Genomic DNA, 24,306 nt, shown 5'->3' on the forward strand with positions numbered 1-24,306 from the left:
CTCATCCACTAAGGGATGAGCTTTTTAGCTTTCTAATTCAGTTAGTAGTTTATAAATAATAAATTTCACTTCATCAGGAGAAATTGTTCTTCCACCATTTTGAATAATTCGGCTTACGTTGCTGTAAATTGTTTTTCCTTTTATAGACATCTCTACTTCTTTAATCTTCATAACTGTTTGATCACCCGTTACAATTTTCACCACTTTATCGTCTTCATGAAGTACTGTTAATTGTTTAATAGCAGAAATAAATGAATCGTAGGTAATATCAGACCAGTCCTTCAAATTAACGCCAACAGTTTTCTCAATCAAGTAAGTTAACCAATCTTCTGCTTTATTTACTTTCTTAATTGTTTCTGCTAGAACAGGATTTTCTTTTATTAGAGACGTGTTCTGCTTTTCCCATTCATTCCATTTTTCAACAAACCAAGTATCAAGTACTGTTTCTTCAATTTCTTTTCTTACGTTTATTAAATGATTTTCTAAAACTTGTTTAATGACAATGAGTTCTTGTCTTCCGCTGTCTTTTAATACTTTTTCAATGCGGTACGCAGCTTCTAGTGGATCTGTTTCACTATGACGAATTGCTTCTTTAAAAAGAAGAATATCTTCCGGTTGCATACCTGTAATTTGTGTAAATCGAGGCAATTTTCTAAGCCAGGACGTTAGAGAATCAAATAAAACAACAGGTTGAACAGCTAATTGCCCTTCAAAAAAAACTTCATTTAATAACTTTAAAGTATTTAATGTTTGTGATGAAAGTTGATAAATTTCATATTCATAAAAATCTACTCCCTGATCTAATACTTGGTACATTAGTTCAGCATTCATTTGACTGACATAAAAATCATTTGCATAAAAAGCCATTTGATCCCAATAATCCTTCAATAAAGCTGTTACTAAAATTGGGACAAGTGGACCACGCATACCAAATGGTTCACGAAGCAAAATATTATATAAATCTGTTATTTTCCCACGAGGATGTTGCTGAACAAACTCTTTTAGCCGTTTTCTCATCAAAACTAACTCTTTATTTTCTAAGTGATCTAGAGCGTAAAAGTTATAATTTTGATTTTTTAACAGCGTAGCATAAATTAAATAGTCTGGACCAAAACCTGTGATAGAGAATTTTCCATCAAATGCAGGATTGATTAATTCACTTAAAATCGAAATGGCTGCTTTTTTCTGCATGCTAGTTACACTACTTTTGTTAAAACCTTCATTCCTTACTTCTAGCGTATGCGGAAATCTTGTATACATCCATTTACTTATAAACGATTCTAAATCCTCTTTTGAAGTGAAAGGCGATAATTCTTTGCCATTAAAAATCCATTTAAGTGCCTTTTGATCAAATTTTTGCAATGGTTGTAAAAGCTGTTCAATATCATATTGTGCATTTTCAATTCTAATTTCTATCTCTGATTTTAAATTTTCATCTTGTTGCAAAAGTTCCTTATTGTCTAACAACGCATGTAGCACGATGAAATGGTCAATTTTTTCTTGAAGTATCTCTACATCAAGCGATGGAATACAAAAAAGAATATTTTCTTTTTTCTCTTCTTTTATTGTCTGCACTACTTGGTTAAATTCTTCATTGTCGCGATATAGTACGTAGACCAGTAAGCCATCACCGATAGAATGTACAGTAGAAAGTTGTTCTTTCCAGCTAAACTTTGCTTCAATATAACGAGTCATACTTTTATCGCTATTATAAGCAAGGGGCAAGTAATATTTATTCAAAAAAATACGATCAATATACTCAATTCTTCTTAAATCGTTAATAATAGTTGATTGCTTGTACTCATTTAAAAGAGCTTCAAATTCTACAAGAGAGCCACTATAAAGCTCATATGAATTAGCAAATCGATTAAAGCGAATTAATTTAGTATTCGTTAACTCGTTTACTGCTCGTTCGATTTCTTCTAGAGATAATCCTAAAGCAAACTGTAAGAATGATTTTGTAATCGGAAACGGTCGATTCACAATATTAATTAATGTCACAAGTTTCACAATTCGTTTTGCCTCTATTATAAGACGATAACTCATTGCCATACGATAAAATCGAAGTTCTTCTATTAAGTAAAAGGTTGACTCATCCGGATAAAAATAATCAAATAATTGATCAGCATAGTACCAACTCGAAATTTCGGAAGTCCTTTCATTGTCTGCTAAAAAAGTGTATAAAGTTCGTTCATTTTGTCCTAAGATATTAGACAACGTAGGCAATAAACGGATGGTTAGTGGATGAATTGGCTGGCATCCTTCTATGATTGCTCCATCAACTTCTGAAGATGTCATATCTGGAAACAAATTGTGTTTCAATATTTCATTTCTTAGGTAATCGAAATCCTCTACTAAAAATAAATTGCCACCTTCTGCTGTTCTTACGCTTTCTAAGATTTTAAAGGCTGACCGGTAAAACAAAGCGGGATCGCTTTCTAAACGATGGTCAACAAATCGTTTTTCTACTCTCTCGAGTTCAGATTTTGATAAGTTATTATTAGATGAAGCATACTGCCTCAAACCAGTATGCGTTATAAAAAGTAAGCCTAAATTTTGTATTCTATTCGAAATTTCGGCTAAATCTTGAAGTCCTTGCATTGTTTGATAAATGTTTGATTGATTAACCGTTTGTAAAAAACGACCGAACTCATCATATACAAGAAATATACCAATCTTTTTGGCTTTAAGCTGCTTTAAAATGTATTCTAATTGCTCTAAAAAAGACACATTACTTTCACTTAAAAACACAGCACCTGACGTTAGATGCGGATACATTTTTTTAAATTCAACAATGTATTCCTCGTCCCCTGTTTTAATTTGAGAAAGCATTTCAGGCAAAAGGATATTAAGACGATTACAGTATTCTTCTAAGCGTTTGTAAGTTTCTGGATACTCTCTTTGCCACAAAGAAACCATTTTTAAAATTTGTTCACTGTCGCCCTTTAGAGATATAGATACATCCTGCTCTTTTATTTGATTGATAACTGCTTCTAAAACAATTTGATCAAAATCACCAGACTTTCCAGTGATTGCAACTGGAATCCATTTTAACTCTTTCTTATTAAAAACTTCAGTTAACATTTCATAGGACTCTGGGCTAACCATTTTTACATTTTGTAGAAAATCCTTTACTTCTTTACTGTTTTTCCGAGCCGAAATTAAAGAAGCGGTTAATGCCCCCACCATTGATTTTCCGGCTCCATACGGACCGACCATTAAATGTGCTTTTTGCTCGTCATTCAAAATTCCTTTTAAAATAAAAGCTAAAATATCGATTTGGTTTACGTTAGGAACAAATTGCTCAAAAAGCTCTGCTTGTCCTATATCATACATAACGTTAATACTTGATTTAAACTTTGTCACTTATCTCACCTCTTCTTCATAAAAAGCTTGAATATAGGTGATAGGATCAATTTGCTCCTTGATTCGTACAATATCCAAACGATTAGTTCGAGTAAAAATAATTGGAAACTGTTTTTGCATTTCTTCAATTGTTTCCACAATCGAACTTCTATTCAAGTTGTAAACTTTTCCCCATAATTCCGGTGCATTTACTAAATCATCAATGCTTATTTCATATACATCATGTTTTTGAGTGTAGATCAACAAACTAGCAAATAACAACTGATAGTTCTTTGCATCAACTAATGGCATTTTTGTATAACTAGTCCGAAGTGTTTGAACAATTAACCCTAATTCTTCAAATGGGCTTTTTATTACATCTTCCGGTGTAGCATTTTCAAAGTTTTTCATTAGATAAGTTAAAAATAAACAATCAATATCTCTTTTTAAAGAGTTAGTAGACACTAGTTTGTCTTGCGTATTTTTAACCCAAGCTTCTAGCGCTTCTAAAACTGAATTTCGGTCGAAAACATCTTCTTTAAAATAGTTGAAAAACCAATACCATGTTGTTGCTATTTTTTCATTAGTAGTTAAAAAGTAATGTAACAGTCCTATTGTAAATTTTTTTTGCAAGTGAGGATCATAATTTTCTACTATTAATCCAAAATCTGTTAAATGTTGTTCAGTTATAGAACTTTTTATATCCTTCATTACATTTGTAGCATTCATCCAATGGCGAACAGATTTCGCCATGTTTTTCCCAATTCCGAGACGCTCAAAATGATCATCTTCATAAAAAAAACGAGGATTTTGTTTTACCTCGAACATTCCTTTATGAAGCCACTGAGGGCGTAAATAAAAGCTCTGATGTTGTCCAAATCCCATATTATGTCTACCACCTTCATGATAAAACGAATTAATCTCAAAAGAGACTAATTCGTTTGGTCTTTCTAATTTTTAAAATAATTCATTAAAGAAACAAACGCTTCATGATGAAGAAACGGACTTTTTCCTCGCAATGGATCGCTGTTTTTCTTTAACAAGAAGTCTCCTTTTCCCGCTAAATTCTCAGCACCACTTGTATCTAAAACAACATTCGAGGCTACTCCATCTGTTACTTTTAAAGCAAGTCGAGCCAGTAAATTGTTTTTAATTGTTGTATTAATAACTTCTGCTTTAGGGGACTGTGTGCAAACAATCATATGCAACCCAGCTGCACGTCCTTTTTGACCAATTCTAGAAATCATCGTTTCAATTTTTTTCGCCAGCTCTTTATCTTGAAGCATAAAATCAGCAAATTCATCAAAAACGATTACAATACGCGGAAGCTTTTCTTCACTGTTTCCTTGTTGTTCTGTCATATCGTTATATTCTTTCAAATTACGAATGTACTGCTTACTAAATAAAGTATACCGAGCTTCCATTTCTTCAACAAGAGTATTTAAATAAATAACTGCTTCTTCAATATTTGTTAATACATGACGTGTATGCTTAGTACCTTGAAATGGAATAAATTCTACTTGTTTTGGATCAATAAAAACAAATTGAAGTTCTGAGAAATCATACAAACACATCAAAGCAAAAACAATTGAATTCAAACTAACACTTTTACCGCTTCCTGTTGATCCAGCCACAAGCATATGTGGTTCTGTACCATTGAAATCAACAGTCATAACATTATTTAACGGGTCAAGTCCAACTGGAACAATAAATCCTTCTGTTAACTTTTCTTCTGAAACTTGTTCTCTGACAAGGTGCATAAACCGATCAAAATAAACAGTTTCAGGTTCTGGACGGTTAATATCAATATTGATTCCATTCTTATCATTAAATACAGTAGGTGCAGAATCAATTTTCAACCATAAAGCCATGTCTTTTGCTTTTTTCTCAACAGAAGTAATACTTTGGTTAGGAGGAATATTACCAATCACCCGAATAACGTTAGCACCAACAAGCGTACGATCTACTGTTAATTTAATGTTATTCAAATTGAATTTCGTCCGAAGAATTTGTCCATATTGCCTGCCTAGCTCTTCATCGGCTTTTGTTTTCTCCCTATCATTTTCAATCGTTCTCACACTTTTTAAAGCTATCCGTTCAGGATAACAGTGTTCTTGGTCACCATCAGTTGAAGGAATAATAACAGCTGGTGGATTTACTGGCATTCTAAGGTCATTTCTAGAATCCTCTTCGTCTTCTGTAGGATTTTTATCCTCGATCTCGTCATCTTTGTCACTATCTTTTATTTCTTCATCATGTTTCACGATAATATCTTTTTCATCAAGAAATGCCTCAAATGAAACAGACTCTTCAACCAACTGACGATTGGATTGCTCCGGTTCTTCATTTTCAGCTTTTAACGCTTCTAATATATAAGAGCGTGTAAATGTTTTAGTTACAATATCATTATTTTCTAATACATCTACATAATGACCCAATTCAATTTGTTCCTTAGTTTCAAATGGAACATCTTGTGAATAGATATACGCATTAATCTCTTTTTCAAATAAAAATTGCACATTTGTATTTGAATTATTTTTTAAGTTTTCTAATATTGCTAATTCTTTTTTATTGTATGCTCTTGTTTCTATCAACAGCTTGATAATCGTACCAAGCCTCATTTCTTTATCAACGGCCACCATTTCAAAATCAAAAAAAGTTTTCAACACTTTTTCGCCGCTTAGTAGCTGTTGGGCTGCATCAGCTACTTCTATTTCATAGGAATTGAAGTGAACTAATTTTAGTTCAACTAACTTAAAAGAAATCAAATATTTTTCTTCTTCTGGATTATATTGTATAGATACCTTAAGTAAATCAGGGCGTTTCTGGTTTCTGCGGAACCAATCAAGTTCATCACACATACACCAAAGAACTACTTCATTATCTTTTACATTTTTTTCACGCAAAACGGTTAGGTAAACAGATAAAAGCTCATGAATAAATTTCCCAGGTCCTAGCGATCTTAAAACAGAACCACCGGATAATTGCTTTACCTGATGAATTACATCCCGAACGACACTTTCATCAATAGCTTTAATTGATAAAAGATCTTTTAATCGATTTGATAACCGTTCATGATAATAATAATTCTCCGTTTGATCCATAAAACGCTTAATTGATTCAGATGAAGAAACAAGCACTTTTACTTCTTCTTTTCCTTTACGATCAATATGATATCTGATAATATTTGCTTTATTTGTCACTTGGCTAACAAGCATTGGATCCATATATTTATCATATGTAACAACCCAATTGAATTTTTCATGAACTAAATTGTATAAAGCATTTTTTTCCGTATGAGTAATTTGAATATGTCCTCTCAATACTTGAGTAACATTGCTTTCGCTAACAGTAATACCACTTTGCAAAACATATTGTAAATCATAAAAGCGCTGCAATAACAAAGGCTGACTATCAGAAATATAATTGATTAATCTTGTTCCTTCTTCTGAAGACCGGTAACCTGTTTCATCAACAAATTTCCAAGCTGTATCTTCTAAACGGCAAGTTTTTAACGGACGCTGATGAAAACTTTTTGGCACATTTAAATTATGTTTTTGACCAAAATAATCCACAAAAATGGCAATATCAAAATCAACCATTGATTTTGTTAGTGTTTTTTCAAGATTTCTCTCAGAATGATGAGGCATCACATTAATTTCAAGCTGAGGCAGTCCTCCTAATAATGGAAGAGGCGTAATATACTCTTCTTTCGCACTAAGCCATTGATTTAACTCATCATATAAAACAGCTGCTTTTGATGGACTATGCAGAGTGACATTTAATTTTTTGATGTCCCCTTTTTTCAAAAGCATTTCAATTGCTTTTTTAACATAATCCAAGTTTGTTACATAGAGGAATAAAATATCTAAACTGTCTGCAGCATATGGATAAATTCGGACATAATCTTGTGCAATCTTTGACATTTCATTAGCAAAGTTTGCTGCTTGATTTGAATCACTTTCTTTCAATTCCTCTATGACATACATACCTTGTCCATAAGCTTCTTCTTGTTCAAAGAAAAATACATTTTGATCACCGGTAGACAAATAAGCTGGTGCTAACTGAGAAAGCTTATTTTGTTCATATGCTTTGTATTGCTGAATGTCTTCAATCGTCCGGGCAGGATTAAGACCATGAGAAGTATCAGAAAGGTTTTCAATTAACTTGCCAAAATGCACAAGCTTGTATCCATATGCAATAAAACGTACTGGATTAAAAATCGAAATAATTTGTTTTGTAATTTTCTTAACGCTCGATAAGTTAGTGCTTTCTGTGAATTCTACAACACCCATTTTATTAAGAAGACCATGCACTTTTCGAACAGCTTGAACATCTGAATACGTGTTTTTTAAATATTCCTCTATTAAGGAAGCTGTCTCTTCAAGTAATTGTCTTGTCCAGCCTTGTTCAATAGAACGTTGAACCATAGTTAAATACTGTTTATTAAAAGTTGAAAAAGCCTCAATATGAGGAATTAATTTTCGATCACTTAACTCACTTGCTGCTTTTATTTCTTCCAATTCTTGTTCAAAAAATTTCGTGTTTTTTTGCAATGAATCTATTACCACATACCCAAGTTTTCCATTATGAGCAATCTCATCATAAAAATCAAAAAAGCTATTGTTCTCTATTTGAAAAGCTGTAGTTTCAATTTTAAAATTAGTAGAATCAAGCTTTTCTTCATTCCTCATTAAGTTAATATCAAATGATATGAGTTCTGGTAATTGAGTAGCTTCTGAATCTTCTTCATTAATTTTCTCTATTATAATGTTATTCGATAATAACGAAATTGCTTGAAGATGATAATTTAAAAAATCCAAGTATGCTTTCGGTACTACTTCTTTTGATGTTTTTGAAATTTGAAAAGAAAGTTTCCCATAAAAATCTTCTTCCTCAACTTTTTCTATCATAACTAGCATTTCCGAGAATAAACCTTCTAATAATCCTACATACTCGGAAGGATTTTCAAGCTTGTTTTCCACATTGACAATAGATTTAATGATTCCTTCACGTTCAATATGATCGGCAAACTCTTCGCGAAAACTCCGAACTGCTTCAAGGTCTTTTTTTTCTAAAACTGCTTCTACACCCGCATCAAACTCTTGTTCTTTTTTCCGCTTTTCTTTTTCTAAATGTTCAACTTCTTCTCGCGTGCTAGCTTGTTCAATTTTTTCACTGTAACTTGTTAACATACGATCACGAACATTTATAAGTCGATTCTTGATACCAGTAGGAAATTTAAAATTAAATATTTTTTCAGCAGCAGAATAAGGAACTTCTAAAAAGTCTTTATTTTGCTGGTACACAAATTCAGAAGCTTTTTCTAAAAGCTGTGCCTCTTTCCCTTCAAACAAATCCCATACGTCACTTATATAACCATTTTCTTGTTCATTTTGAATAAACAAATCTACACTTATTAACATTTTCTCAGGATCTAAATAATGAACATTGCTTTTACGTAAATGACTAAGTAAGTAATTTTTTTGAATTGATTTTTTTAAAATCGCTTTGTTATCTGTGCGAATTAAATCATCTTTAAACAATCTTAACTGATCTAAAGACAGACCGATTCTTTCTGACATCAACAAATGGTTTGCTTGTAGAATAACTTTTTCTAAGAAGTTTAGCATCAACGACAACTGAGAGTCCGTTACAGTTTGATAGACAGATAAAAATTGGAGCAGTTCATTGACTTCAGACACGGATAAAAGATCCTTATTCGTCAGCATGTCAGAAAGAGCTCTAAAGCCTTGCTGTGATAAAAGTTGTGATTCATCCACGGAAACAATATCTTTTAAACTTTGAGCTTCTGGTGTTTTTTTATTCATTAGCAGGATAAGTGCTTGTCCAGATCGAATAAAGTTACGAAGCCACACACTTGTTTCATGACTTTGACATGCAAACCGTTCAAATCCATCAATAGGAGCAACTGTTTTAATAACCGGATCATAGGATAAAGCAATTTCAGATTGCAATTCGTTTATGGCATTCAAAATTGCTGGGCTATATTCATTACTAATATTATTTATTTTTAATAAAACTTTTTCTGCGTTTTTTGTTTTGTTTTCTACTAGATACGATTTAATATACTCTGCTATCCAGTAACCTAGAAGGAGCTGTTTATTAATTGATTGTGTTGCATCCATCTAATATACTCCTCCTTCTTTTGCCATGTACGGGTTTCTAATAAGGGCTGTTGCATCAGAATATTCCTGTAATAAGCCATTTTGTTTCAATTTTTGCCTTAATTTTTTTTCATTATTTTCAAAAGATCGCAAATTCACACCTTCTCGTTCATACAAACCAGAACGTTTTGCTTCTTCCGTCCCAATAACAATATTGTATCTCTCATATAGCTCAACCATAAAGTCATGAAAATCCATTTTTTCTGCTTGTTCTAATGTTGCATATACAAGGCTACATAAAAACTGATCAGACAGCACATATCTTGCTCTTACTCCAGGTCCTGTTGTAATAAATCCTCCATCTCTTGCTAGAGTTCTTGTGATCGGAAGCTGCTTTTTTGCTAACTCATCACGTGAAAATTCAATAATTTTTAATTTTAGCATTTTTATTGCTTGTTGTTCATCAGGATTTTGAATCGCTTGAATCAATGCTTTTTTCTTTGTTCCATGAACCGACTTGTACTCTATTTGCTTTAAAAATTCTTCGTATCTATCTTCTTCTTTTTTAGCTTGACTTTGCCCAGCTTTTTCTTTCCATTCACGCAGTTTTTCTACTGCCGTTTCCTCAGGAAGCAACTTGCTTAAACGAACCTCTGTATAAGCGTCAAACCGTTTTTGAATAGATGTTTCATGCTTACTATGTGAATCTTGAGCTAGACGCTTTACATGGGAATCCTGACCATCTAAACAATCAATAAAGTAAATGTTTTGTTGTTCACTTTCCTTTTCCGCTTGATAAAGCATATACCGATGCAATTGAAAACAAATAAGCGATGTAAGAAGCCCGAATAACTCATATAAATCAATATCTAGTTGTAACAGCGCATTGAGTTCTACAGCAAAATGATGATAGATTTCTAAGTTATTATCTGGAAGCTTAGGATATTCTCTTGTTTTATAGTTAGGAATAATTCCTTCTAAAGAGGGATCCTTAATAAGCGTTGCTGGATTTTGAGGATGCTTTAAATCAATTTTATAATCGTCTCCTAAATTCTCACAAATACGATCTACTACGCCTGTAATACTTTTATTTTGACGCATAATTGATTTTAATCTGGATTCAATTTTTTTTCGTAATTCTATATCATTTTCTGTTCCATATGTAATCATTAAATAATATAGTTCTCCACCTCGCGCAAAAAAGTTACGTTCAAAAGCCGTTTTTTTACTTTGTTTATTTGTTCGTAATTCGAAGTAAAGAAGAGACTCGTGCAATGGAAATAACATTGTCGCATACCAGGATCGATTTAGCATTTTCCCACTAGAAGTGGTCATTTGAACGGTTAAATTTTTAAAAAACGACTGTAAATCCTCAAGTTCTGAAGAATCTATCCCTAAGTCATCAATAATATCTTTTTTTCTTTTTTCATCAAATTCGACATAATTAGAAGAATCATCTTTTGTCTTAGCGCCTTCTTTTGATCCTTCAAAAACAAATTTTCTGAATTCCTCCATTTTTTTTCGAGCATAGTATTTGTTGCCAAACTCATATTCAGTACCAGCCATAATATTTAAAAACTCAAGCGTATATTCAGGACCGCGCTGACCATCTTTAAAACGATGTCCCCAAATTTTTTCAGAAATTTGACTAGAAAATTGAATATTTTCTTTTGCGGCTTCCATCTCATTCACTTCACCATTCATATTCATCTTCCTCTTCTTCCTCTTGTTCTGTCTCATCATCAGTTTGAATTTGTATTTCTTTTAAAACAAATGCTCCGTGAGACGTATCAAATTTTAAAATTTTCAACACAGAACCTTCAGTCTGACTTAAAGAAATTAACTTATTTCTGAAATTATTTAACAATATTTCAATGTCTTCTTTTAAGACATTAAACATTCCTCCATTTGCTAAACGAAGTAAGTATTCAAATGTTAAGAGGTTAATGTTTAATGTGACACCTTTAATTTTCATCGTGAAGTAAGATGCCTTACGATCTAAATTTAAATCGCTTGGTGAAACTTCAAACCTTATATCTCCCGAATTAATAACATCATGGACAAATAAATTTTCAGAAGTAACATATAGAGCATGAGAAGGAGAATAAACCAACCTCTTAGAAAAGTATGTGTTTACTCCTGATACTAAATCTCTTTTTATATCTAACGACATTTTTTCCGGTGATTTTAAAATATCAAGGAATATTTTGCGATAGCGATAAGGAACTAACTTTTCAATCGACTTGCTACTTTTATACTCAAAATAATACTTTCTACGAAGACGAGGCAACCATTTTTCCGCTATTTTTTTTCCTTCATCTTCATCAGAGCGGTAATTCAAACGGTATTTTCTTAACTCTTCATAAAAATATCCATATTCCGTATCAATACTTTCTCCAAACAGTTCCTGATGTGAAAGGCTAGTTTCTTGATTAGATAAATCGCCATTCATAATAAAGTCATCAATCATAGAATCTGATAAATACCCTGGGTCAAATGCTCTCATTTCTTGAATTCCAGCAATTTCTTCAAAAACTTCTTTTGCAATGTTGTGCCCAAAAAAGTTTTCATAGTATACTTTTTTTGCTTGTTGTTGCAGTTCTTTTGAATCCGAATTATGAATATCTCTGCAATATAAACCGCCTGTATGTGTATAAGCTAGATGAATAAGCAATTCTCGCATTGTCATATGTCCATGTTTACCATCTAAAGAACGATACACACCTAACAGGCGACCAGCTGTTTTTTTAGTTGAAAGCGCCCGATGATTATGATTAATAATGCACTGTTTTTGTTTATTACATCCTGAACACACTTGCCAATTCTCTTCCTGATTCCATTCACTTATAATTCGTTGTGCATAAACAGATGAAGAAACATGAAGTAAATTAAACACTTGTAATTGATCAAACTGCTGCTTATGTATTGGTGAAAATTGTGGAATGATAACTTCTTTAAGATTTGTCAATTCCGGGTATTTTGTTAAAAAATATGTAAGCTTTCCTTCATTAGCAGCAATTAAATAATAAATTTTCGTCAAACTAAGTAATGATTCTTGCAATCTTTTTAACTCTTCAAGGATTATATGATCCTGTAATTCTGATAAATCTTTAATAATCCTAATTGTATAATTATTAACAACAAACTCGTCAATTCCACTTTCTGGCCACCCTTGGAAAGTTTTTTTAGAAATTGCTTCATATACATTACGGCATATACGTGTTTTTCCATCACCTGCATTACCAGTAATGATGACAGAACGAGGTGCTTCTTGAAATATATTGATAATTTGTTGATTTATATTTGTATCAATATTGTATTGAATAGTAGTAGTATGTTCATCAAAAATTTTTGAATAATCTGCAGTCGTTAAGTCATACTGTTGCATGAAGTTCACAAAAGGATTTATCTTTTTTTCTAGTTTTTCAACTTGTTCCATTTTACTTTCACCTCTAGTTGGCATATCCACGATGTACATACCAAATAATTACATTTACTATTTTTATATTACTATCTTACCATATAATCCCGTAATTTTCCTGCTCTTTTGTGTGATTATTTCCAAAAAAGACTGAAACAGGTATTATTCTAAGTTCCCTAGTGGAACCGTGAATAATAGTTATTTTCACCTAACAAAGATGGCAGAAAACCAATTGTTTTAAATTCTCTAATTTCTTTTCTTTAAAAAACAAGGTTAGCTATGCCAACCTTGTCTACAGTCTGAAAACTTGATATATTATTTTTTTCTTTTACTTGCTATATTTTAGATACCTAGAATGATATTAAAAATTAATAGTTACTGAATTTATTGATTTATGTACTTATTCTAAATATTTTTTAATATTGAAAATAATTCAATTTTTCTGTCTAGTCCCATTTCCTCTAAATTATTTTTCAACCTGCTTTTTGTTCTATAGCATCTTTTTGGATAATGTTATTCTTTTCTTTATAAAGTTGACCTTTTTACCGCTATCACAAATAGAGAACACGGTGTTATTTAATTAATTACATCATTATTTGTACATTCCTATTAACTTTTCAAATTTCAAACCAATATTGCATTTATTTTAATACGATTTTCTTGTTATATTACTTCCTGTACCTGCAAAATACTCATTTTTATTTCTCAGTCCATCTATATTTGGACTATGGAAATATTTAAATTTATCTGCTGCTATAAAATCATTCTTTTTTGCTTTCTCAATAATTTTATGAATTATGTTTCTATCTTGGCTTGATGAAGATAGAGGATTACGACTTGTCACAATAATGCTATAGTACATCCCTTCTAACTCTTTGCTTATAAAAGTAGACGTTGATTCAATGAAAATATCACCGCTTAAAATTTTTGTAAATGGTAAATCTAAAAATACTGTCCAACTTACCAATTTATTTTTAGGACTAAAACCTATTTTTAATACATTATGAGGTAACTCCTTAATCACTAACCTATCCGGAACATAACCAAAGGAGAATTTTATATACAAGTCTTCTGCTAACTTAATAAACCCTTTATTATTAACTTTAAAATTTAATGTAGAAATTAAAAGTCCTGAATGATCTTTACTTGACAAAAAATCCAATTCCTCATATTTCAAAGCAACTTGTAAACTATTCTTAACCTGGTTCCAATTAATACTTAAAGGTGAATTCTCTTTTGTATTATTGTGCATTAATTAATCTTCCTCCCCTTACTATTTACACATTAGTCAATTGGATAAAATTTCACAAGAAAATTATACACTAAAATAATAGTATAATAGTATAATAGTCTGAATTTTAAATTTTCTAATCATTTCAACCATCCCATTTTGATTCACTCTCATACACCTTAACATCATATTTTTTGAAAAATTATTAATATTTCTCATAACATGATTACGTTTTTTCTATTAATTAGATTAATTTTCATAACGCATCAATTAAATAGTTGTATTCATCAATTGGTTTATTGATAAACTTACCTTCTTTATTTTTATCCCATACATAATTAGCTAATTCCATAGCAAAGTTTGTACAATTTGGGTGAACGTAAATGGTAAATTGCTGCAGGAACTGAATACCTGCTTTTACACTGTCCGGTCCTTTTTCAGCTAGCTTAATCTCTTACGTACACCATAACGCCTAATCTCTTCAATACTTTTCTTTTCTGCTGCATCAGCAATAATCATTTCCTTGCTATAACCCATTCTTATAACCTGTTCAGCTATTTCATTATTTATTAAGCCCTTCTCATACATTTCATCAAATAGATAAATCTCTCTTGCTTTAACATCGACGAGAGCACATGATAATGTACTTGGGTCCACTGTAAATCCAAAGTCCATACCAAAAGCAGATTTAATGCCAGATCGCTTAATAATTTCATTTTTATCGAATAGTTTTTCATGCCAATTGGTGAATATAGCACCTTCGGCAATTCCCCATTCTCCTAAGCCTTCTATTTTATAACGTCTTGGGTTGTTCTCCAAATAATACTCTATCATCCTCACCAAGAAACTCATTACACATGTAATTGGTTGTCATGGCTAGAGTATTATCTACTTGAACGTCAAAGAATCTCCGTTTAAGCCAGTGCTTTTCATTCCAGGAATTAAAGCTGATGCTGATCTGCTTGAAGTAACCAGGAGGCAATTCACCGCGGATAGACATATCCACTTTGTCAAAGTCATCCTCATTTAATATTTGGTAGGCTTCTTCAAACCAAGCAAAACACAAATAACCCACTTCAACCGTAATAGAGGTGATACTCATCGGGTCATCTAAACCACGAAAAAGTATCTTCTGGCCAGTAGGTTTATACCTTATTTCTAATGGACTAGTTGTACAGTGAAATAAATGCTCCACTCCCAGCTGTCGCATTGCCCATTTCAATATGAGCGTAAGTAGAATCCTTATGATCCTTGAACACTTTACGAACAACCAATAGATTATATAGCAGATACTCAATTATCCTATAAATCATATTTAATGCTGTTGTTGTAGATTTTTTTGAACCACGACCGCCTTTAACTACTCGGTAACGCCCTTTATAGTTCCAGTACTTCCCGTATCCCTTACCAACAACTTTTTTCAAACTTATTTTGATTGGATTAGTCATCATCATTAAGATCGTTCACAATCATCACACTCATACCAGTATCACCATTGTTAGAAGAGGCCTTAACTTTTTCAGTATCAGCTCGAATCTTATCCATTTGCAGATTCATCATTTCTAATCTCATACGTCTTTCATCCGCTTCACCTGCAATTGTCACAAACTGTTTTATTAAGGATCTTAACTCTCCCATTGCTCTTGATTGTGCATTTAAGAAAGTAGCGTGGCGATCCCATGCAAACTGAAACTCTTCTTCTATAACTGTCTGTTCAACACCGCCACCCTCTTCTTCAGGGCGTGGATAATATTCATATTTAGTTTTTTTCAACTCTTTAATCATTTCATGCTTATCCTGCACCAGCATAATCTTTTGCGCTCGAATAATAGTGGCATACTGTATTTGGTCCCATATTAACTCTTTTGGAGAACACTCATTTATATGCTCCATTATTTCTAATGTTTCATCAGGAAGAAATTTAGCAAAGAGTCCATGAGTAACAGCATTGGAATTACCTTTAAGAGCGGCACCACCACTATTGCCTTTAGCATTAATATTTCCTTTTGGTGCACCTCGTTTTTTTGTGTGCACACTTTTTTCTTTGGGTGCATCCCTATCTCAATTCCAACCATATCGTTTTTTCCATGACTTTACAGTATTAATGGAGACACCATATTTCTCTGCAATATCCTTATATTCCATGCCCTTGACATAACCTTTCTCAGCTTGAACATATTTTTCAGCCATGCTACATCACCTGCCACCTCCGATATTTATGTTTGTTTTGGACAAAAGAAAAAGCATCCCAATTCGGATGCTTATCATTCAATCTATTTAGTTTCTTATCCTTGCAGTACTTACTCTTTTAACATAGGAAGAAAAATGCTTATGTAAGAATTCCAAGAACTTATTATCCTCAAAATCAACTAATTTTTCATCAAACACATAAAGCTCAACTGCATTATCACTATGTAAATATATCCTTGTTAACCCTCTTGTACCATCTATCTTATATGGAATATTAAGTTCTCTTAACTCTTGCTCATCAATATCACCTTTATTATGATCCATTGCTACATGCAGAAAGTTTTTAGTAGCATCTAACATCATCCATCGTTTACTCTGTTCATTAGGAATAAATGCATTGACTCTTTCTTGCTTAAATCGTTCTTCTTTCAAAGAAAAATCAAATCTAATACTAGGAATATTATCTTGAATCACCTGAATTAGCTTCTCTCTGAGTAAAAAAGTATCTATGTAAATTCCCCCTTAAATTTATTAGATATACTATTCGACAAAAGGAGATATTTTCCTGCAATTAACTTTTCATAAAAATAAATTATATAAAAATTCCTTTGAATTATAAGAGTAAATTATAATCGTCTATAAACCCTTGATACAACTGGATTTACCCATGATATCCCCATTGATTTTCTTACTGGAATCCATTAAACTTTTTATTAAAGAGAGAGGCCTCTATTTAGGAGGTTTACAATGCTAAAAGAGCTATTTTTTAAAAAACTAAGAATAAAGATATGGATTAACGACAAACCTATTTTAATTATTGATATCTATTTAATCATTTTGTTTATCATACTATTGATTCTGCTATATACAAAGGGCGATTCAAATACTATAGAAATGCTTGAAACATTGAATAAATTGCTTGAATAATTACCAATTAAAACGACAAAATATGGTCTCTCTCCCTCAATGAGGGGGTTGAGACCTTAAATAAAAATAAATTATAAATGTGGTTTTAGATTTTTATAAAAATAAATTAAACCGCAACGAAAAAGACATCTTCCTATTTGAATCGGTGTCTTTTTTACTTCATCTGAGATAACCACACCCCCCTCGTGGTGCATGGCCATACATAACTATATACTTCACCTTTACAGCTTTGGATAGCAATTTTCAATAAAAATAAATTATAAAATGCAGGTAAGGATTTGCATCTTACATGATAAAAGGGTCGACCACGTTTATGCTCCAGCTTATCTTATTTACCGTGTGGTGTAGGTTTAAAAGGCCTCTGGCAGAATATAAAAATAAATTATAATACCGAGAAAGGTGAAGTTCTCGAACAAAAATAGAGGAAACAGCTTGTTAACTGCCTACCCGTCCTGCCTTCCGTTTTACACTGCCACTTTTTCTCCGTGCAAAACTTTGGAAAAAGTCGTATTTGTGCCGATTTGCGCCTTTATGTCGGAACGAAGCTTGTCCACAGAATCTCTTGAAATTTCTAAATGAACCGCTATCTGCTGCCTTGTCACTCCACTTAGCATGCAATCATAAACAATTCTTAATATCTCTCTATCTAGAACAAACAAAAAAGGCGGTGATATTATGGAAATTACTTTATCTCATTAATTCATTTGAAAACATTCAACAAAGGTTGGTCAACTATCCGAAAAAGCTTTGAATCAAATATTATTCCACATAAAGGAGATTTTATTTCTGATAGCATTTGGAAAGCTGACGATGAGCAAGAAATTTTGTCCGTTATTATTAATTTAATTACTTTTAAATATTCTTTATTCGAATGTAAAATCTTATGAACTACACTATGCAATTCCGTATGAATAACCCCATGCAAATTAGCAAGACTGTTGGATAGTCTATACTTAGTTGGACAGATATTTTAAGGTCAAGTAGAATGCGAATAAGACAATCAGAGGAGAATCTACCATGACCAAAAAAACACGCCGAACTTTCACCGCCGAATTTAAACAACAAATGGTGCAACTATATCTGAACGGAAAACCAAGAAGAGATATTATTCGTGAGTATGAGTTAACGCCTTCTTCACTAGACAAGTGGATTAATCAACATCAAATGTCCGGGTCCTTTCAGGAGAAAGACAATTTAACTCCTGAATAAAAAGAACTAAATCAATTACGTAAAGAGCTAAAACAGCTACAGATGGAGAATGATATTTTAAAGCAAGCAGCGCTGATACTAGGACGAAAGTAAATGTGGTAAAGAACAATCAGCACAAGTACTCGATATCAGCAATGTGCAAAGTCCTACAACTTTCAAGAAGCACTTATTATTATGAGACAAAGGAAAGACCGTCAGAGGATGAGATGACAACAAAAATCATCGAAATCTTTCACTTAAGCCGAGAAAACTATGGAACTCGTAAGATAAAGGTAGAATTTAAAAAACAAGGATTCATCGTTTCTAGACGCCGAATTGGCCGGATTATGCGAGAACAAGGTTTAGTTTCAGCTTACACAGTAGTCCACTTTAAACCGCATTCTGCCAAGTGTAATGAATCGAATCAGCAAAATGAATTGGATCGGGAATTCCACCAAAAAGAAGAGTTAACAGTAGTCGTAAGTGATTTAACATACGTAAGGGTCGATAAAAAATGACAATACGTATGTGTATTTGTTGATCTCTTTAATCGAGAAATTATTGGATATAGTACGGGCCCGCACAAAGATGCAGCACTTGTATACCGTGCCTTTTCCTCCATTAAGAAGGACTTGCGAAACATTCCATATTTCCATACAGATCGTGGAAATGAATGTAAACATAAGCTGATAGATGAAGCCCTAGAGACATTTCATATTACGCGATCATTAAGCAGGAAAGGCTGCCCATATGATAATGCCGTAGCAGAAGCAACCTTTAAAATCATCAAAACAGAGTTTATCAGAAAAAGACATTTTACTAGTTTAGAAGAATTATCAAAGGGATTATAAGGCTATGTCAATTGGTTTAATTACATCGAATTCATGGAACCTTGGATTATTTAAGCCCAATCGAATATAAATGGAAACACCTTAAAAAAGTTGTCTAGTTTTGTGTTGACATACCAAATGTATCAATACATTATGTAAGTGAAAGGTTAGGACATAGTAATATTGATACAACTATGAAAAAATATGCTCACTTACTAAATGAACGACTTATTATAGATGAACAAGAAACAGTTTATATATTCGATAAGATGGCAATATAACTCTCTTGATAACAAAATTATTAGTTATTCTTTGGATTATTGTAATATTAATAGTAACCAGCCACTTACAGTATTTTGTAAGTGGCTGGTTTTTATTTCTTTAATCATATGATTGTGACGAGAAGATTGTCTTCCGCAATCACACCGATTGTGGAGATTCATTATCTATAGAATAGTATCGTTGTACTTCGCAGCAAAAAAATTGTAATTTATAGCCCCTGTATCACTATTTACTATTTGAGAAGAGCCTTAAAGCTTCTTAAAATTTCTATACTTCTATCCGTATCTCGATTTTTTCAACTTCATTAAAAGTAATACTAGTAATATTCTTAATTGTTGGTTTAAAATAAGGTTTGGTGAAAAGATTGATTAAACCTCAATAAGATTCATTTTTTGATAAAGTTCTTTAATATCTTCCTTAAAAAGGTTTACATCATTCAAATTTGACCATTTATAAAGATTCTGAAATAACTCGGTCTCTATAAAATATCTTGCTTCATAAGACATAATAAATGAATCTTCAATAGTATTATAATCAGACAATGACTTTTTAGTGCTTCTAAGAGCTTTTTTTAATAATAAGAATATAATATTTGATAAATCATGCCCATTTACTAGTTGCAGAAAATCGTATTCTTTGTTTGATAACTCGTCAAACTTCTCATGCACTAACTCTTTATCAGCTACTTGACTAGATCTACTTAATGAATAGTTATAAACAGTATTAATTAATTCTTCTTTACCTTTAAACTGTAATGTTCTCTCATCTATAAAATTTTTGTATTTCAGTGTATTACCATCTATATTTTTTGGCTTAAATGCCAATCCAAAACTATGTAGGTAATTCGCTAGTTTTAATAAACCTATTTCTTTAGCGATATTTAACAAAGTCGCCCTTAGATCTCTTCCATTCAAAAACTCTTCTAACTTATCCTTTTTAACATAGATATATAATAGCGTCTCTAATGCTGGTGATTTAAACATCATTACTTCGCTATCATGATAATCTGTTGAAAAAACACTTGCTATTAACAGGTCTCTCTCCGAAATTTTGGAGAAATCCGTATCTACTATTCCTATTTTTTCTTCGAACTGTCGTTCCTCTAAAATTTTTATAACTTCTATAACTTTTTCCTTACCCCCAACTTGTTTAATTTCTACTGTATCACCAACATTTATGAATTTATTATATAGATTAAAATCTTTCATACCCTCAACAATTAAATATGTCCCATTAAATGTGGTATCTTGCATTATTGCATTTGCTGTTCTCTCGGGTGTCATATGCTCAAACATTACTCCACCCCTAGTAATTCAACTTTTAAATCCCAATTATTTGATATAATATCTGGGGAATGTGTAGCTATAAGAATATCTAGTTTATTTAAATTGTGTATTTCTTTCAAATCTGAAATAAATTTATTTTGCCATGAAATATGTAAGGATATTTCCGGTTCATCGATTAAAATTAAAGAATTAGGAGTAGTATTAAATATCAAGTTATAAAATAAGATTAACTCATTTTTTTCTCCAGAAGAAAGTTGTTCTAAAGGAATTTCTTTATAAATATCTTCTTCTTTTAGCACGGTAGATTTAAAAACAAATCCCTTATCTTTATTTACATATAACTTTTTATGTTTAAATCTTTCATTAATAATGTTTAATAACAATCTGATTTTTTCTGCAATTTCATCAAATATGCTTAACTTATCAAAACTATCCCTAACATATAACATAAGAACATTTTTCACAGTATCTTCTGGTTTATCTATTAAAAGAAGATCCGAATTTTTATCAGTTTCCACTAACCCAACTTCATCAAGTAAACTACGCTTATCTTCTAGAGCATTAAGTTCATAATTCAAATCTTCCTCAGATAAATTACGATTACCTTTTTTTAATTCGTTAACTAGTCTATTAGGGTATGTTCTATCTAGTTTGGAGGATAACTCTGTAGACTCTGTTAATTTTTGTTTTATCAGTTCTGTTAACTCTTTAGAATATTTTTTAACAGTTTCAACGGGCGCTCTATCAGGGTTTTCAAAATTGTAAACTCGTTGTGTTTCTATTAAAGAGACCTGTACTTTCTCAAATCTATCAACAAACCACTGAGGTAAATCTAAATCTTTAATAAAGAAATTATGAAAAAGCTTTGACTGGTTTACACCAAATTTTTCAATAATTTCTAATGAATTATAAAGTTCCCCAGTTATTTTATGCTGCCATGTGTCAGAGTTAAATCTTCTTAAATTATTACTCATCCTTACTATATTTAATGCTTCTCTTCTAATTCGTTCTGGTGAATATACATCCAAATCTATTAGAAACGTCTCTTTTTCTTCAGTACCTTTTCCTTTTTGATTAATAGAAAGTACAATTTCTTTTTCTTCAGACTCATTTTTGAAAACTTCCCAAGAAACATTATCTTCAAATTTTAGAATAAGACTTTTATATTCAACATTTAAAAGTTTATAAAACTCGCCTTTAAAAAATGCCTCTACCACTTCTAAAATTTTTGTTTTTCCTAATCCATTCTCACCAATTACAATTGTTATTCCTCTATCGACATTTAATTTGATATCATGATCAAATATACCAAATAACTTTTTGATAGATATTTCTTTTAATTTCAAGATAATCCCCCTCAACATTAGCAAAAATTGTAATGTTATGCCTTAATCCAAATATATACATTATAACTTAAAGATAAGTATATATCACTATTTATTCTTAGTTTTATGCCCCTCAATCTTTCTATCTTATATTTTCAAACATAGCTTATCGAATTAACTGGACGCTTATTGAATACCTACTCCGATAAATATAACCTCTTAAATGAAGTACATTCTTTCATAAACGAAATTATTTACTGCACAGTAAGAGTCTACTACGTGTTACAAAAGGTTAATCTTTCCCGTTTGCAGAAAACCTCATTTTATTTAAAATCAATTAAATTTTTTTAACCTCTAAAACTATGGTTTTATATCTTTTATCACCAAAAGCATTGCAGTGGTAAACAGTCTGTCTTTTAGGTACACTTATTGTCATTTGGTGGCAGGCATTATGTCATAGGTGGTACATTTCAATGGCTGTATTCAGATAAAGTAATGAAGTTTATATCTCACGGAGATGTTCGTAAACGTGATGGTGTCGCAACGAAAAATGGGTTCCCAAAAGAGTAAATTTACGTCCTAATAATACATTATGCACAGAACTAAAGGTGATTATTTAATGAGGATCTATTTGCATTTTTTGTTGCATTATTTTTTAAAAACGTATCGCTTTCTATCGTTTTCTTACATAACAAAAAAACTCACAAATGCTGATATAACAACATTTGTGAGTTTTTCATCTTAACTTATATTCACTAGGTAATACCGGTGATCAGGGTCGAACCGACACTCCAGAAGGAATACGATTTTAAGTCGTGCTAGTCTGCCAATTCCGCCATTATACATACCCATCAAACAGTAGTAGGATTAACACCTATTTTAACGTCAGGTAAAGTTACTTTAATTTACTTAACCATTAGTTCTAATCCTAAACGGCTATTAGCTAATATTATTTCCTGCGTCTCTTGAAAAAAGTCATTTACGCTTAGTGCTATAGTTAACATGTCAGGACTAGCAATATTATGCGCAGATAAACACAATGCACAGTCATATATAAAAGTCTCCTGTTTTATCATTGTCTTCAGCATAACTTTTTTCTACATTAGCACCCGTATTTCTAAAATACCATGTTGGGTGAGCTACTTTTTCTTCTTCTGTTGCTAATTTTAAAGATGGATTTTGATAAAGAGTAGTATTTTCTCCAGTTTCTGAACGCGTAATAATATTGCCGCCCATATATGTGTTATCAAGACCTATAAAATTAGCAAATTCCCATCCTTCTTTTCCCTCTCCTCTTTGAGAATTTCCATTTATCATCGTTCCTACTAGATTTGCGGTCACGCCCCATGAAAACAGCTTTTGTTTAGTATAGAAACCGATATCTTGGTCGGTTATGCTATCTCCAATGTGTTATTAGGTTATCTTTCTTCCATTTTTAGCAGCCGATCAACGATTATTATTTATACATCTCGATAATACACTTTATTGCACTCTGTTTTTTGCTTAATATAAAAACGAATATTACTTGTTAGTTCATCATAATTTAAAAGATAATCCTCATAAATACATTTATTTCTAGGTTTACCATCTTTTTGTTTAGTTTGGGTTAACTATGGACTTCTATTGACTTATTCTAACCAATTATATATATGAGGATTTGAAACTCTAGTATTATCACTACTATACATCTCTTTCATCACTTCTTGATAATCGGCAAATGCCTTAGAATGTTTATAATCATTATGATCAATAATTCTTTCCAGACATTTGTATGCAATTCCTTTAATCTTGTGTTTTGGAACATTTATGTAGCGTTCACTTTCTATTGTATCATTAACAAATTTTTCAATTAAAGTATTCCATTGCCTTTTGGAATATCTTCCGACTGAAAATGTTGTATAGAACTCATTACAGGAATTCGTTAATAAAGCTCTAAATATCTCTGGTCTTAGAGATTCCTTGTAATTACAATTGAAATGATATATTTTTTTATCTTGTTCTTTTTTATTTATATCTTTATATGCTTGGCTAAAAGGTAAAAGCTTGGATTGCCCTTTGATACGTAAGCGTCAAATAGACCCCACCTATGTTTTAGATGGGGCCTGGGTTATTATTTAGTTAAGTTTTTTAAATGAAATACAAGACACTGGTAG

The 24,306-nt window shown here is 31.7% G+C and carries 15 protein-coding genes and 2 pseudogenes; 2 read left to right on the top strand and 15 right to left on the bottom strand.

What is annotated here, in order from left to right; genetic code table 11:
• Positions 1–24 precede the first annotated feature (24 nt).
• The 12 genes and pseudogenes from ACTNDN_RS17685 to ACTNDN_RS17740 form a co-directional block, all read right to left on the bottom strand.
• The gene (locus ACTNDN_RS17685; protein ID WP_251629680.1) at positions 25–3,366 is read right to left on the bottom strand and encodes a hypothetical protein; all 3,342 of its coding nucleotides are present in this window, start codon (positions 3,364–3,366) and stop codon (positions 25–27) included.
• On the bottom strand, positions 3,367–4,230 hold the full coding sequence (locus tag ACTNDN_RS17690; protein ID WP_251629677.1) for a DUF4007 family protein: 864 nt from the start codon (positions 4,228–4,230) through the stop codon (positions 3,367–3,369).
• Positions 4,231–4,295: 65 nt separating this feature from the next.
• Positions 4,296–9,494 carry an FtsK/SpoIIIE domain-containing protein gene (locus ACTNDN_RS17695; protein WP_251629676.1) on the bottom strand — a complete coding sequence of 1,733 codons (5,199 nt, stop codon included), beginning with the start codon at positions 9,492–9,494 and terminating at the stop codon, positions 4,296–4,298.
• Positions 9,495–11,183 (bottom strand): hypothetical protein, encoded by a 1,689-nt coding sequence (locus ACTNDN_RS17700; protein ID WP_251629675.1) that lies wholly within the window; start codon positions 11,181–11,183, stop codon positions 9,495–9,497. It lies immediately after the preceding gene.
• Positions 11,167–12,912 (bottom strand): hypothetical protein, encoded by a 1,746-nt coding sequence (locus tag ACTNDN_RS17705; protein WP_441131643.1) that lies wholly within the window; start codon positions 12,910–12,912, stop codon positions 11,167–11,169. The genes ACTNDN_RS17700 and ACTNDN_RS17705 overlap by 17 nt, the downstream gene beginning before the upstream one ends.
• Before the next feature lie 628 nt (positions 12,913–13,540).
• Positions 13,541–14,146: a hypothetical protein gene (locus tag ACTNDN_RS17710; protein WP_251629673.1), complete on the bottom strand. Its 606-nt coding sequence runs from the start codon at positions 14,144–14,146 to the stop codon at positions 13,541–13,543.
• A gap of 235 nt (positions 14,147–14,381) precedes the next feature.
• Positions 14,382–14,576 carry a terminase large subunit gene (locus tag ACTNDN_RS17715; RefSeq protein ID WP_441131644.1) on the bottom strand — a complete coding sequence of 65 codons (195 nt, stop codon included), beginning with the start codon at positions 14,574–14,576 and terminating at the stop codon, positions 14,382–14,384.
• On the bottom strand, positions 14,567–14,944 hold the full coding sequence (locus tag ACTNDN_RS17720) for a terminase large subunit (protein ID WP_251629672.1): 378 nt from the start codon (positions 14,942–14,944) through the stop codon (positions 14,567–14,569). The genes ACTNDN_RS17715 and ACTNDN_RS17720 overlap by 10 nt, the downstream gene beginning before the upstream one ends.
• On the bottom strand, positions 14,919–15,335 hold the full coding sequence (locus tag ACTNDN_RS17725) for a phage terminase large subunit (protein WP_251629671.1): 417 nt from the start codon (positions 15,333–15,335) through the stop codon (positions 14,919–14,921). The genes ACTNDN_RS17720 and ACTNDN_RS17725 overlap by 26 nt, the downstream gene beginning before the upstream one ends.
• On the bottom strand, positions 15,292–15,579 hold the full coding sequence (locus tag ACTNDN_RS17730) for a phage terminase large subunit (protein ID WP_251629670.1): 288 nt from the start codon (positions 15,577–15,579) through the stop codon (positions 15,292–15,294). Before ACTNDN_RS17730 ends, ACTNDN_RS17725 begins: the two co-directional genes overlap by 44 nt.
• Positions 15,566–16,315, bottom strand: a pseudogene (terS, locus tag ACTNDN_RS17735) (phage terminase small subunit). The gene ACTNDN_RS17730 and the pseudogene terS overlap by 14 nt, the downstream one beginning before the upstream one ends.
• A gap of 87 nt (positions 16,316–16,402) precedes the next feature.
• Entirely contained in the window at positions 16,403–16,789 is a 387-nt protein-coding gene (locus ACTNDN_RS17740; protein ID WP_251629669.1) for a hypothetical protein, read from the bottom strand.
• 273 nt (positions 16,790–17,062) lie between these two features.
• On the opposite strand from ACTNDN_RS17740, the gene ACTNDN_RS17745 reads away from it, so the two are divergent.
• A complete protein-coding gene (locus ACTNDN_RS17745) occupies positions 17,063–17,242 on the top strand; it encodes a hypothetical protein (RefSeq protein ID WP_251629668.1) in 180 nt (59 codons plus the stop codon).
• Positions 17,243–18,259: 1,017 nt separating this feature from the next.
• Positions 18,260–19,379: pseudogene (locus ACTNDN_RS17750) on the top strand (IS3 family transposase).
• 531 nt (positions 19,380–19,910) lie between these two features.
• On the opposite strand, the gene ACTNDN_RS17755 reads toward ACTNDN_RS17750, so the two are convergent.
• The 3 genes from ACTNDN_RS17755 to ACTNDN_RS17765 all read right to left on the bottom strand — a co-directional run bounded on the left by ACTNDN_RS17755 (position 19,911) and on the right by ACTNDN_RS17765 (position 23,470).
• Complete coding sequence (locus ACTNDN_RS17755; RefSeq protein WP_251629664.1) at positions 19,911–20,837, bottom strand: DUF4435 domain-containing protein; 927 nt, start codon at positions 20,835–20,837, stop codon at positions 19,911–19,913.
• Complete coding sequence (locus ACTNDN_RS17760) at positions 20,837–22,174, bottom strand: AAA family ATPase (protein WP_251629662.1); 1,338 nt, start codon at positions 22,172–22,174, stop codon at positions 20,837–20,839. Before ACTNDN_RS17760 ends, ACTNDN_RS17755 begins: the two co-directional genes overlap by 1 nt.
• A 1,026-nt stretch (positions 22,175–23,200) precedes the next feature.
• A complete protein-coding gene (locus ACTNDN_RS17765; protein ID WP_251629660.1) occupies positions 23,201–23,470 on the bottom strand; it encodes a hypothetical protein in 270 nt (89 codons plus the stop codon).
• Positions 23,471–24,306 lie beyond the last annotated feature (836 nt).

Source organism: Niallia sp. HCP3S3_B10 (assembly GCF_052064465.1).
Taxonomy (GTDB): Bacteria; Bacillota; Bacilli; order Bacillales; family Cytobacillaceae; genus Niallia; species Niallia hominis.

What these genes read in the sequence shown, in the direction of transcription:
- ACTNDN_RS17690 (WP_251629677.1), bottom strand. Translation starts at nt 4,230, where the DNA reads ATGGGATTTGGACAACATCAGAGCTTTTATTTACGCCCTCAGTGGCTT.
- ACTNDN_RS17695 (WP_251629676.1), bottom strand. Translation starts at nt 9,494, where the DNA reads ATGGATGCAACACAATCAATTAATAAACAGCTCCTTCTAGGTTACTGG.
- ACTNDN_RS17700 (WP_251629675.1), bottom strand. Translation starts at nt 11,183, where the DNA reads ATGAATATGAATGGTGAAGTGAATGAGATGGAAGCCGCAAAAGAAAAT.
- ACTNDN_RS17705 (WP_441131643.1), bottom strand. Translation starts at nt 12,912, where the DNA reads ATGGAACAAGTTGAAAAACTAGAAAAAAAGATAAATCCTTTTGTGAAC.
- ACTNDN_RS17710 (WP_251629673.1), bottom strand. Translation starts at nt 14,146, where the DNA reads ATGCACAATAATACAAAAGAGAATTCACCTTTAAGTATTAATTGGAAC.
- ACTNDN_RS17725 (WP_251629671.1), bottom strand. Translation starts at nt 15,335, where the DNA reads ATGCGACAGCTGGGAGTGGAGCATTTATTTCACTGTACAACTAGTCCA.
- ACTNDN_RS17730 (WP_251629670.1), bottom strand. Translation starts at nt 15,579, where the DNA reads ATGATGATGACTAATCCAATCAAAATAAGTTTGAAAAAAGTTGTTGGT.
- ACTNDN_RS17745 (WP_251629668.1), top strand. Translation starts at nt 17,063, where the DNA reads ATGCTAAAAGAGCTATTTTTTAAAAAACTAAGAATAAAGATATGGATT.
- ACTNDN_RS17755 (WP_251629664.1), bottom strand. Translation starts at nt 20,837, where the DNA reads ATGTTTGAGCATATGACACCCGAGAGAACAGCAAATGCAATAATGCAA.
- ACTNDN_RS17765 (WP_251629660.1), bottom strand. Translation starts at nt 23,470, where the DNA reads ATGATAAATGGAAATTCTCAAAGAGGAGAGGGAAAAGAAGGATGGGAA.